Source organism: Algoriphagus antarcticus (assembly GCF_002150685.1).
Lineage (GTDB): Bacteria > Bacteroidota > Bacteroidia > Cytophagales > Cyclobacteriaceae > Algoriphagus > Algoriphagus antarcticus.
Genome location: NZ_MSSW01000042.1, coordinates 34,730 through 48,086, shown reverse-complemented (window position 1 = coordinate 48,086; position 13,357 = coordinate 34,730). Strand labels below are relative to the sequence as shown.

Genomic DNA, 13,357 nt, shown 5'->3' with positions numbered 1-13,357 from the left:
TAGAATTAGGCAGGAAATTACATGAATTGCTCGATTCCATTACTTATATCTCACAGCATAATATTCTACCAGATATCATATATTAGATGAGTTTAGCCTAATTTGCAATGCTTTTGAAAATTCGGCTCCATGCGGAGCTTTGAGCATATTTGCATGTTCTCCTGGCATATGAATGATGTGTATAGCATTCACATAAGGAGACCAACCAAATGTTTTAAAATCAGACACATAAAATGTTTTCTTCTTTGCCAAAAACAAAGTAACATTAGCATTAATATGTTCATGCTTGTATTTTCTCCATGCATCCATATTGACATTTTCAATTTGACTAATACGAGCTTTTAGATTTCCTAAATCTTCATCTGCAATAGGATTTCGAAACTTATCAAGTTTCTCTTTCAAAGAATTCACTCTATATTTTTTATAATAAACAGGATCATCAAAAAGGAATTTAAGTTCAAAAAGCATTTTTTTAGAAAAATTTTTAATTTTAGAAGGCATCGTTTTTGGGACTTCACTTGGTAAGGTCGCTGTAGTATCAATCATTCCCAAAAATGCTATCTTCTCACCTTGACGCAGTAATTGTTTTGCCATTTCAAAAGCAATTTGACCGCCGATGGAATTACCTAATAAATTATATGGTCCTGTGAAACCGTTCTTCTTTATTTCAAATAGGTATCTCTCTGCTATATCTTCAATAGTATCAATTGGATCTATTTTACTGTTTAGTATTGTGGGAGACTGCAATCCCCAAATAGTTTGATCCTCATCCATATAATTAATTAATGTCTTAATTTCTAAAGGATTAAGACCAACTCCATGAATAAAAAACAGAACTTTATCTGGAATACCATCTTTTATTTTGACTAAAACCCCACTTTCAACTACATCATTTAAAAGGAGTTGATCTAACTTCCTAGAAATAGAGTTGATTGTTGAATATTCAAAAAGAAATGAAAGCGGGAGATTTATATCAAATTTCTTTTCAATCTTTGAAATTAAATCTACCGCAAGTAGGGAGTGCCCCCCAATTTGAAAAAAATCAGCATCTAATTTTGGGTCACGTGTAATTAAAACGTCCTCCCACATTTTTTTAACTTTGAAAATTGTATCACTACTTCCAATATTAAGGATTGGTGGCACTATTTGGTTTTCAACTTCTTCTACCGATGTATGTATTAAAGATCTTAGAGCTCTCCTATCAATCTTTCCATTTTGGTTCAACTGAAAATCATCAACAACCAGGAAATTTGCTGGTATCATAAAGCTTGACAGAACTCTAGAAAGATTTTGTTTGCAGGAATCAATCCAATTTGAAGAATCTATGATACCCCTCTTATTTTTTTTAAATGAAATAAATGCGACTAGGCTATCATCTCCATTTTCATCTATGATTTTTTCTACAATAACATTTTCAATTTCATTATCACGAGCTATCATATTTTCTATTTCGCCTAGCTCAACTCTTTGCCCTCTAATCTTAACTTGGTGATCAATTCTTCCTTTACATATAAGCTCTCTATCTTCGGTCCAAACAGCCAAATCTCCTGTTTTATAATATCTATTTGGCTTATTAGGCAGAGGATATGAAATAAATTTTTCTTGAGTCAGCTCTTTTCTATTTAAATATCCTATTCCGACGCCTTTTCCACCTATATATACTTCACCAAGTTCTCCTGACTTGGTTACTATATTTCCTTTTTCATCCAATAAAAAAATATCGGTACCCTCTACAGGCTTACCAATAGTCACTTTTTCTGTTTCCGAAGTAATCTCTTTTATGTTGGTGTAAATCGTAGTTTCTGTTGGCCCATAGATGTTGTACACTTTAGCGGAAGCTTTGACCAATGCTTGAGCTAAGGACAGCTGCAAGGGCTCACCAGCAGATATAATTGTCAGTTTCTCTTGTTTCTCAGTCAAGCCATATTCTACAATAGATTTCAAATGAGAAGGTGTAGCAAATAATTTGGTGATTCCTTGGGTCTTGATAGCTTTTACTATTTCACGAGGATCTCTTCTTTCGAATCTGTCAAATAAATATAAGGATGCCCCGTACACAAATGGAAGGATGAGCTCCATAAATGACATGTCGAATGAAATAGAAGTCAACCCTAACACATGGTCATCTTCATTCAGGCCAGGAGCTTGTTTAAAATGCTTCAAAAAATCTGCTAGATTTTGCTGGGATAACAAAACTCCTTTTGGATTGCCTGTAGATCCTGAAGTATAAACAATGAATAATGGATCCTCAGCAGTAGGTAGTTTTGCAATGAAATCCGGAGATTGTTTTAAAAACATCCCTTTCTCCATCTGAATCTTTCTATCATTCAATTTATCCCAGGAGTAGTTATCTTTGTCAGTGATAAAAGCCTTTACATTGACGTCATTAAGCATAAACTTTACTCGATCCTCTGGCAATTCAGCATCAATAGGCATGTAGCATGCTCCTACTTGCACCACTGCTAATGCACTTGCAACAAGCTCTATCGTTCTATCCAGATGAACACCAACAATCTTTCCAGGCCCAACTCCTTTTAACAACAATTGCTGAGAAATGGAATTGGTTATATTATTTAGGTATTCGTATGTATACTCTTTACCTCCGACTCTAACAGCCATTTTGTCTTTGTTGGAAGAAAGCTGCTTTTTGATTAATTCACCTAAAGGTTCAAAGTCGTCTAATACAATTTTACTTTCCTCGAGTTCAATACTAAGTAAATCTACTATTCCAGAAATCTTTTCATCAGGATTTTCTATAAATAAATCGATCATTTCAAAAAATCTATCCGCTGCCGCTTCAATCGTGGATTTATTGAACAAATTACTATTATAGGTCCAGTCTATAACATGCCCATCAGATGTTTCGAATAGATCAAGTACTAATTCGAAGTTTACATACGACTTAGCATTAAACTTCAGATCATGATTTAACCCCTTGAATTCAAGAACATTGCCCGTTCCTTTATCGATATTTAAAGTAACTGGAATCAATGGAATTCGAGATGAATCTCTTGGCAGATTGATATATTGAATCATTTCTCCAAAAGAGATACTGCTATGTTGCAAAGCCTTATAATAGTCTGACTTTCTTATTTTCAAGTAATCAGAAAAAGTTAAATCCCTATCGATTTTACTTCTTAAGGGAAGTAAACTGACACAATGACCTATCAAGCAATGCTTATTAAGCATTAACTGTCCAGCAATAGGGATGCCTACAATTATATCATTTTGCTTGGTCCACTCATGAAGGAATATCTCAAAAACCGACATTAAAGTAAGGTTCAGACTTGAATTAAGCTTTGCACCAATGGCTCTAACCTTGTTTAAAGTTTCATCCTTCAACCGTTTTTTATGGACTTTTGAATTATAAGTCCTGCTATTAGTTCTCTCATTATCTATCGGTAAATCAAGTATTGGAACAGGATTACTTAAATAATCTTGCCAGAATTCTTTCGTTTTCTCGAAACTAGGTCTTGACATTAAATTGAAAACTTCCTTTGAATAATCACCCAAAAGGTAAGCTTTGGGTAGTTTGTGTTCATTCCCTGACATATAGGCTGAGTATAAAGCACCCAGCTCCTCTATCATTACGTCTAATGACCATCCGTCAAAAATTAAGTGATGTCCCGTGAAAGTCAATAAAAATTCTTTCTCATCCAGTTTGATTAAATCCATCACATACAATGGTCCATGAGTCAAATTAAAGTCGAATAAACCAGTTTGCTCTATATGTTTCTCGAGAAATGTATCTTTTTCATATGCGCTCAAATCACTAATATCTGTCAAATTTATAGGTTGAGAGTAGGTTTTGAAAATGATAAAACTCTTTCCATTTGGACTTACAATTGATCGCATAGCTTCATGCCTCCCTATCACCTTCAAAAAAGCATCTTCCAAAATTTTCACTGAAAGAACACCGGTTAGATTCAATGAGACTGATTCATTATATGCTTTACTAGCCTGTTTACCTCCCAACTTACACGCAAGCCAAATTTCCATTTGGGAAGGAGTAATCGGAATTACCTTTTCTATTTTAGGTATTTCTCTATCAGGAATATTCTTGTTTGGGGACACTTTTTGAGCTTTAATCCAATATGGATTGCCTTCTTTATCTAACCCAATTTCAGCTCCCTGAAAAGGTGGGCTATTCACATCCTTTGAAGTTCCTATAAAATCCGGAATATCTCTTTTCATAGTTTCATTTCCAATTAATTCTGATGTCTTGAATTTTGATAAGTATTCTGCTTGTTTTTTGATCGAAGGATATTGATAAATAAGAGCTACAGGAAAATGAACATTTAAGGTATCCTTGATACTCAAAGAAAGCATTTGAGCAAAAATTGAGCTTCCTCCCAAATCAAAAAAGTAACTTTCTCTAGTTGCTTTTTGTTCAGGCAGAATTTTATTCCAAAGTAAAGCCAAGTCTGACTCTAACCCAATGCGCGGAGACTCTGAGCTGCTATTTGTAGTACTGGTAGAATTGTCAATCGAGGTGGATAATTTTTTTCTATCGACTTTCCCACTAGTCGTTTTAGGCATTTTTTCTAGCTTCGAAATTTTTGAAGGAACCATGTATTCAGGCAGCACCCGTGACAATTGAGTCCAAATAACGTCAACTGTAATCGATTCACTTGATGAAGTGTAATATAGTTTTAAATAAAGTTGACTATCACTATAGTGAGCCTTTACAACAGCACATTCATCAACTCCCGGAACCTTGGAAGCCGCCAGTTCTATTTCACCCAATTCTACTCTAAAACCACTTATTTTGACTTGATCATCCCTTCTGCTTACAAAACCTATTTCACCATTTTCGTTCCAATACCCCAAATCACCTGACTTATATACCCTATATGATGAATTTTCTTTATCAGTAAACATTACAAATTTATCCAATGTCAACTCTTCCCTATTGAGGTATCCACCTGCTAAACATACTCCTGATAGGTACAATTCGCCAATTTCACCTGCTTTGGTAATTATATTTCCTTCATCATTTACTATATCAACTCGTGAATTTTGAATTGGCAAACCTATTGTTGGCAATTCCTCCCAGCTACTTGGACTTCCTTGCAAATGAAGCTGTGTCACTACATGGCTTTCAGTAGGCCCATACTGATTAAATAAATCACAGTCAGGTATTTCTGAAAAAAAATTCCTAATTGATTCGGTGATCTTTAGTTGTTCTCCGGCAGTCATTACCTCAATCAAACCAGATGGATATATTTGGTATGAGTTGGCGGTATTAGCCAAAGCCTGAAGAGCTACAAAAGGCAAAAAAAGGCGATTGATATTCTGCTGCTCTATATAATTAAGAAGTAAATATGGATCTTTTATTGTCTCATTACTTACAATATGCAAAGTACCACCAGTACCTAATGAGCAAAATATTTCTTGGAAAGAGGCATCAAATGTCAATTTCGCGAAGTGAAGGGTTTTAAAACCAACAGTGGATTTAGAAATATTATTTTGCCATTCAACTAAGTTTAACAACGCCTCGTGGGGCATGCATACACCCTTAGGGACTCCAGTAGAGCCCGAAGTAAACAATACATAGGCATATTTAGAAATAACTATCTCCTTATTTTTACCGGAGTCATTACTATAAATTGATTTAAGACCTAACGATTCAAATGATTCTGAAGCTACGCTAGGCAAGAAGTAACTTGATTTTGCTTCAGATACTATAGTTTGTATCCTCTCAGTAGGTAAATCAAAATCAATCGGCAAGTAAGTTTTACCTGCAGCGAGTACTGCAAGCAAATTAACTATAGTTTCAATCGAACGTTTGCAAGAAACCGCTATAATACTTTCTGAAGGCACATTTATCTTCAACTGTTCAGCAAGTGAATGTATTCTCTGATCTAATTCAGAATAGCTAATAGATTGATTATTAAAAACTATAGCTTTTTGCTCTCTATACATATTAAAGGCAGGCGCCAAGAGTTCAATAATTTGATTACGCATAATCGAAAGTTAAAGAGAAAAAACAACGAATGAGAATACTTCAATATTACGAGAACATTATTTAATATGTTTATCATTATCTTCACGTAGATATATAATGATAGTTCGTGATATATAAACTTCGATTGTAATATTAGAGGATAGTAATTAGTTGAATATAATCAATAGTATGATTATTTTATGAATATAATCTACTTTATGCAAAATCCCGAAATAATCGGGAGAAGTCTTGCCTCAGAGATTTGTGAAATAAATCTGACATCTTAACTGGAAAAGACTGGTGTGAAGTTCAAAAGTTGCCAATCGGTCACCAAACGTTTTGGTTTACAGAGGGAAAGATTTTCGACTACAGTAAAAGTAGACGCGGGAGTCCGTTCAAAACCAGAGCATTCATGAGAATTCATAATGATTTAATAACATCGAAATAGGATTCAAGGTGGCTCTGAATGTTCAAATTTTGAAAAGCCTTCACATATAATCGTTGAAGGGTATCTCCACTAGACCATTTTTCGTAGTTTACCTTAGCTTTGATATTTAACTCAATACCCAATCATGAATAGATTTGTACTCGGATTTCTTGCAGCCCTCCTGATAATGGGAGGCATTTGGTTTTTTACGGACAAAAAAGACAGTCGCGATGAGCTGAATGAAAATTCCGCCATGATCCAGCAGCAAATCCAAAACGTGGGCAAATTGATCGTGACCGAGGGTTATTACTCTCAAGTTTTCACCTATAGTAATTCTCAAAAGCTATTTCTAAGTCTGGTAAGTGCAAATAAGAAAGCATTGATTGTCGCCAAGGCAAAGGCAACTGTAGAATATGACCTGCGACAACTGGAAACGAAGATTGACCAGGAATCAAAAACCTTGACCATCACTAAAATCCCTGAGCCTGTTGTCAACATTTACCCTGAGTTCGAATATTATGATGTCACTCAAGACTTTTTAAATCAGTTTGAAGCAAAAGATTACAATAAGATCAAGACCAATATTACTGACCAATTTCGTAAGAAAATAGAAGCTTCTGAGCTTAAGAATGATGCACAGGAACGCTTGATGAGTGAACTGCTAAACATCTATGTGCTGACAAAATCATTGGGCTGGAGCTTGGTTTATAATGAAGTCATCATAGAAAATCCGGAGCAGATGGAGAGTTTGAGACGGTAAGCACATATTTCTAACACTCATTTCTGCTACTCCCCTCATTTGCCTAATCCCTCAAAAACTCTTCTCTAAACTTCGATACAGTTTTGACTACATGCTCAATTCAAGGGGTGGAACAATACTATTATTTTTTTAAAAAAGCCTGCCCACAATCAATTAACAAATTTTCCTTTCAAGAACTATCTGTAGGTTCTGATATAAGGGAGTAAGATGTTCCGCTTTCTCGCCGGTAGGTTCAGCAGTTCCAATTGAACCTACCAGCGAGAAGCTGCTGAGCTAGTCAAGTAGGCAGATGTGATAAGTCAATTAAATTTGGGTAGTGGCAGAGTTACATGTAATCATAATACAGTTAGTTTAATTGATCGTAATTCGTTTTATCAACTTTTTCTCCATGATTCCCTTTATCCACAAATACCACATCTTTTTTGTATTCAAAATAGGTCCTCGTGAAAGTAGATTTAACTCTTTCAGATTTGACGAAATAGGGAATCCAAATAAACAACCCAATAACCCCTCGAAAAATATCAACTGATGAGGAATCAATAGCTAACTCATGGAAATATTGGTCTGCCACATATGCCTCAATTAACAACGAAATAAAATTGATGGTAATCAATAGAATAAACATTTGAGGGGCGGCAGTGCGCAACTTGAAAAAGAAAATCAATGTGAGTATCGAATAGCAAAACATGAAAATCAAAAAAACGAAGCTTACTCCATAATACACCTGCAAACCATTCCCATAGTTACCTGCACCTGTCCATACCGAACCATTGAAATAAGTGCCATCCACTAAATTGAAAACAATGGTAATAGGGACAACTAGTAAGGTTATGGCAGGAAATACAAGCCATCCTCCAATCCCATCGTAGTAACTTTTGGACTGTGGCGCTGGGTTGTACCCTTTGTAAAGCTTTGTACCAAAGAAGAAAGATGCTGCCAAAATAAAAGCACAACAGATGATAGCTGGGATGCTCAATGAGCTTCCAGTATTAGGATCGTAGGTCAAATAGTAATTTAATTCATTGTTTACTGAATTCTTACTTTCAATTATTTTGGCTACTTCAGTGCCAGGAACACTCGATTTAAGCAATTCATACTTATGGCTGATATCAATAATATTACCCTCCCCTTTTACCATATTTTCATATATAAAAGCACCAGCATCGATTCGTTTATGATATTCTTCAACAGCCCAAAATTCAGGCATAATTAATTTAGTGGTAATGGTAAACTCTTCAGGTTCACCTAAGTAATAGTCCATTTCACGACTGGCACTTTGAGGAAAACCTAGGCGAGAATTTAATTCCAATGGATAAACTTCTGCATATAATTGATTTTCCTCGGTATCTGATTTCTTCCAGAAATTTTCAATAGTATAATTTTCCAGTGTTGTAACTACGTTGGATATGTTTCGGTCTGAATCCGAAAACTCTATAGGGCCACTTGCTTCAATTCCGGGATAAATTGCCGAATAAAAATCCAAATACGTTTTGGAAATTTCATCAACAGTACTGTTTACGAAACTGGAACGAGTTTCATCTGCCTTCCTCCCTCTATACTCCGTCCGTATCTGCAAAGTCGCATTCCCTTCCAAGTCATGGACAGCGATCAGTTCTTCTACTTTTTGAACGGATTTTTTAGCTTCTGGAAAAGTAGTTAAGGCAGAATTACCGGGTTTAACCACCAAACCCATTTTATAGTCAGGAAAGTAGATTCCTGTCAGATTTCCACCCTGATCCGTAATCGTTGGATCAACATAAATATTTTCTCCCTTCCATTTATACGTCACTACACAATGATCAAATGCTGAAGCATTGGCTGAGAATGCTTCAATATTATTTTTCCATTGTGTATTCACCAGCACTGGATAAGCCTCCAATCCCTCACTCCGAAGTAACGCAACAAGCAACAACGATTTGTCTTTACAATCCCCATATTTCTGTTTGAATACTTTCGAAGGAGCGTTTGGTCGGTAAGCGCTCATTCCTGACTCTAATCCCAAATAGCGAATATCATCCTGCACATATCGGATGATATTGGTGATTCTAGAAATATTTTCTTTGCTGCCAGCGAACTGCTTTTTAATAATGTCTAATTCATTCGCTGAATACTTGTAAAGCGGCAATGCCCAATCGACTACTGATTTCCAATCTGAAAAAGTAGAATAGGAAGTCATAGGGTACATTGCTGACCAATAAGGAACATTAACATCAAAGCTTATTGCCTGCATTCCATCGTGGCTCCACTTATAAATATCCATCCCATTTTTACTCAATTTCTCAGGTTGATAGGCATGCTCGTTAGTGTGAATCTGCAAAGGCTGTCCTTGCGGTACCAACAATCGATAATGGAAATTTTCAACCTTAACGTACAGCTTATGATATAGAAAACCTGAAAACTGGTTTCCATAAACAGGGTTAAACCCTTTCAAAGTATAGCTGTAATCAATGATGTCATTTTTCTGAACATCACTTAAATGCATCAACGCGCTGAGTGCTCCATCATAAATATGCCTGTCTGCACTAGTTTCCTTTTGGATAAGCGCAAAATCATCAGCTTCCAGTTTATTGATTTTCTTACCGCTCCGATAAATATTCACTTCATGGATTTCCAATTTTTGGAAAGTAGGGTCATAATCAATCAGCACATCAGAATTTTCTTGAATTCCATCGGCAGATAAAACCTGCACACTATATCTGTAAAAAGACTCCTTTGCCGGTAGATTTATCTGCTTATCAAAAAGTAAGTATCGATAACCTTCGCCTATCTGGGTTTCCCGCTTTGAGTTTACATCTAACTTAGGCGTTGTCACCCAGTTGGGTATTTCTGAAACGGTAATTTTCTGAGCATTGACGGAAATAATTACTCCAAGAAGTAACATTCCCAATAGAAGAGTTCTGTGCATAAACGAAATTGAAACTAATAAATACTTGGAAATATATTAATTAATTTCACGGGTTCGATAGTTGACTAATCGATCTTTTGTCCTTTTCCACAACTTCAATTTTATATGGTTGATTGTGAGTACTTTAATTTCAACTTAAACTGTATTTAGAAACAGACTAACCCAAATTCTTTCATCAAATTCATCCTAATCCTCAAACTCTTGCTTGCCGGGATGGGCTATTACTAAGAAACCAGAAATCAAAACTGCTTCAATTGCCCAGATAAGAAAATAGGAAATGACTGATAGGGTATTTTCTACTTATGTGAAAAAGCATATTCCAAAAATTACTTCCATACGAAGTACTGGATACTGACTTAGAAATCAATTAGATCCGTTTGAAATCGTGTGATTCATGTGAGCATTCTGAAGCGCACTTGATGGATCTTCTACCAAAAACGAAATATTAATTTCTATATTAGCCCTATCAAATAAGGGGTGCCCTAAAAGTTACGGGCTGAGATCATACCCATCGGTGAGCGATCACCGAGCACCTGATCCGGGTAATGCCGGCGTAGGGACTAGATTACTGTTCTCCCTTTTTTGAATAATCATAAAACGTTATTCAAATGTTATTATTTATTGACCTGAGTCTGTTCGCCGAGCAGATCAAAGCCACCAGTTTGCTGGAATGGATCGCAGTGAGTTTTGGTGTCACCGAAGTGCTACTAGCTCGTAAAAACAATGTTCTGCTCTATCCCGCAGGCATCATCGGCATTTTGTGTTCTGGTTTCTTGCTGGTGGATGCCAAACTTTACGCTGAAACTTTGCTTCATGCCTACTACTTGGTGATGAGCATTTATGGCTGGGCATTATGGAAAAATCGTTCTGCAAGTGGAGCATCCCAAATCACAAGAAGCACTCAGAGTGAGCAGAAAATCACCTGGGCAATTGCTCTTGGCGGCTGGGCATTTCTCTATTTCATGCTCACCACTTTCACCGATTCTGATGTCCCGATAGTTGATGCTTTTGTATCCTCTACAGCTTGGGCAGGCATGTGGCTTTTGGCGAAAAGAAAGCTAGAAAACTGGATTTGGCTGAACGTATCCAACCTTGTAGCTATCCCCTTGCTCTTTCACAAGCAACTGATTCTAATCTCATTCCTTACCATTTTCCTTTTCGTCGTAGCAATTTTCGCCTATTTCGACTGGAAAAAAGAACTAGACCAACCCCATGAAATCGAGCATGACTCTAAGCGTCACACATTGGATGATTATAAGTCCTGCGAGATTCCATCTGACCATTAAAAAATAAAAAAAACAGATGAAAAACTCAAAACTGTTTAGTCACGAACTAGCCACCAAGGCAGAAGAACTTGGATGCCTTCCAGATGAATGGTTGTCTGAGGTTTATTCTGAAAAATTGTTCAAGCTTTTTGTACCAACCGATTTGGGAGGACTGGGATGCACCTTACCCGAAGCATTAGAGATTGAGGAGAAATTAGCGAAGCTTGACGGAAGTTTGGGCTGGACTGTGACGCTATGCGCCGGTGCAGCTTGGTTTGTTGGTTTTATGGACAAGTCACTACGAAAAGATATTTTTCCTGACGAAAAACTATGTCTGGCCGGAAGTGGATTTGTGGGTGGAAAAGCAGATAAAATTGGAGAAACCTACCTGATCTCAGGAAGTTGGACCTATGCATCTGGAGCTTTGCATGCCACGCATCTTACTGCCAACTGTGAGATTTTGGAGGATGGAAAGGCACTTTTGGATAAAAAAGGAAAGCCCGTGATCAAGGCATTTGTGCTGGACAGAAAAGATGTGGAGATTCTGGATGGCTGGAATTACATGGGAATGATCGCAACTGGAAGTCATGCTTTTCGCTGCAAAAATATAAGTGTTCCGTTAAACCGTTGCTTTGAAATCCTCCCCAAAAAAGCTCAATTGACCGCGCCAGTTTATCAGTATCCATTCCTGCAATTTGCGGAAGCTACACTAGCGGCAAATATTCTGGGGATTTCTACTCACCTAATAGAGTTGATCGAGCAGTCTTTCTGGAAACGACATGAGTACAGAAAATACGATAAAAAGCACCTTAATTATTTCCAAGAACTACTGAGCAAGCAGAATAGAAAACTTCAGAAGCTTCGGGATGAGTTCTATCATCAAGTAAATTCTTCATGGGCAGAACTGGAAGAAAATGGCAGAATCTCAGACTCTCATTTAAATAAAATCAGCAAAATCAGTCGTAAGCTAACGCAAAATTGCCGTGAAATAAATGGGAAGCTTTATCCATTCTCAGGTTTGGAAGCTGCGAAAACACATACCGAACTCAATCGTGTTTGGCGGGATTTCAATACAGTAGGCCAACATGCGCTATTGATATTTCCTTTTTAAAGATTAGGATAGAATTTAAAGACAATTAAGAAAGAATAACTTAGTTTTAAATCGTGTATTTTAATCAAATATTGGCATTCAAGCATAACATAGTTTAGTGGATAATGGTATAATCATAAAAATTAAGACATTACATTGATATCCAAACTAGGTCTGAAGGAGCTTAACCATTAAAAAATGAATAATCAAAGCCCTGAAGGGGTGGAACTTCATAGTTTCGCCCTTTCAGGGCTTAAATATTGATAACATTTGCTTCACCCCCGGCTTTGCCGAGGGTTAAGAATGGTTTCAATCCTTCGGATCTTTTTTGACTGAAATAATTATTTAGATTATCGAATATTATAAGTCTTCCATTCCGCTTGTGCATACAAAAAATTGACTAATGTCTCAATTCCAGATATATGAATAGATAAGTATCTTGCTTTTCTAGTCTCACTATTATTTAAACCAAATAAACTATCCCAAAATGCCTCAAAAACTAGCCTTTCGCATGAAGCTGATTCCTGGTTTTGAAGGAGAGTACGAAAGAAGACATCGTGAGATTTGGCCTGAACTGGTTACTTTACTCAAAGAAACCGGAATCATTGATTATCAGATATTTTTGGATAAAGAAACTTGCAGTCTTTTTGCATTTCAAATAATCGAAGGGGATGCAAATTCTCAGGATCTTGGGAGTACTGAGATCGTTCAACGCTGGTGGAAACACATGGCAGATATCATGGAAACCAATCCAGACAACTCTCCTGTTTCAGTCGATCTTCCCAACGTGTTCGACCTCCAATAACTTAAGGCCCTATGCTTTGTGCCTAAGTATAAGGATTTTTATATGGTACAAATTAATCTGGGCAAACAGAAAATTATTGGTCAATTCCTACCCATATAGTACAGGATACATGAGAGCATCTCCTAGCCTAATTTGAACCTCAAGCCCAAAAAGAAAAC

6 protein-coding genes are annotated in these 13,357 nt (G+C 36.5%); 4 read left to right on the top strand and 2 right to left on the bottom strand.

Annotation, left to right across the window (positions count from 1 at the left end; genetic code table 11):
• Positions 1–75: 75 nt before the first annotated feature.
• Positions 76–5,967, bottom strand: a complete 5,892-nt coding sequence (locus BVH04_RS14100) for a non-ribosomal peptide synthetase (protein ID WP_086542115.1) — start codon at positions 5,965–5,967, stop codon at positions 76–78.
• 552 nt (positions 5,968–6,519) lie between these two features.
• Here BVH04_RS14100 and BVH04_RS14095 point away from each other — a divergent pair.
• Positions 6,520–7,134: a DUF4230 domain-containing protein gene (locus BVH04_RS14095; protein WP_086542114.1), complete on the top strand. Its 615-nt coding sequence runs from the start codon at positions 6,520–6,522 to the stop codon at positions 7,132–7,134.
• Between the two features lie 346 nt (positions 7,135–7,480).
• On the opposite strand, the gene BVH04_RS14090 is transcribed toward BVH04_RS14095, so the two are convergent.
• On the bottom strand, positions 7,481–10,039 hold the full coding sequence (locus tag BVH04_RS14090; protein WP_086542113.1) for a DUF3857 domain-containing protein: 2,559 nt from the start codon (positions 10,037–10,039) through the stop codon (positions 7,481–7,483).
• A gap of 608 nt (positions 10,040–10,647) precedes the next feature.
• Between BVH04_RS14090 and pnuC the strand changes: the two genes are divergently transcribed.
• The 3 genes from pnuC (at position 10,648) to rhaM (ending at position 13,199) form a co-directional block, all read left to right on the top strand.
• Positions 10,648–11,325, top strand: a complete 678-nt coding sequence (gene pnuC / locus BVH04_RS14085; RefSeq protein ID WP_086542112.1) for a nicotinamide riboside transporter PnuC — start codon at positions 10,648–10,650, stop codon at positions 11,323–11,325.
• Positions 11,326–11,341: 16 nt separating this feature from the next.
• Complete coding sequence (locus BVH04_RS14080) at positions 11,342–12,415, top strand: acyl-CoA dehydrogenase family protein (RefSeq protein ID WP_086542111.1); 1,074 nt, start codon at positions 11,342–11,344, stop codon at positions 12,413–12,415.
• 466 nt (positions 12,416–12,881) lie between these two features.
• Entirely contained in the window at positions 12,882–13,199 is a 318-nt protein-coding gene (gene rhaM / locus BVH04_RS14075) for an L-rhamnose mutarotase (protein ID WP_086542110.1), read from the top strand.
• Positions 13,200–13,357 lie beyond the last annotated feature (158 nt).

Bases quoted from the DNA above. Each gene is read 5' to 3' on its own strand.
- BVH04_RS14100 (WP_086542115.1), bottom strand. From the start codon at position 5,967: ATGCGTAATCAAATTATTGAACTCTTGGCGCCTGCCTTTAATATGTAT.
- BVH04_RS14095 (WP_086542114.1), top strand. From the start codon at position 6,520: ATGAATAGATTTGTACTCGGATTTCTTGCAGCCCTCCTGATAATGGGA.
- BVH04_RS14090 (WP_086542113.1), bottom strand. From the start codon at position 10,039: ATGCACAGAACTCTTCTATTGGGAATGTTACTTCTTGGAGTAATTATT.
- pnuC (WP_086542112.1), top strand. From the start codon at position 10,648: ATGTTATTATTTATTGACCTGAGTCTGTTCGCCGAGCAGATCAAAGCC.
- BVH04_RS14080 (WP_086542111.1), top strand. From the start codon at position 11,342: ATGAAAAACTCAAAACTGTTTAGTCACGAACTAGCCACCAAGGCAGAA.
- rhaM (WP_086542110.1), top strand. From the start codon at position 12,882: ATGCCTCAAAAACTAGCCTTTCGCATGAAGCTGATTCCTGGTTTTGAA.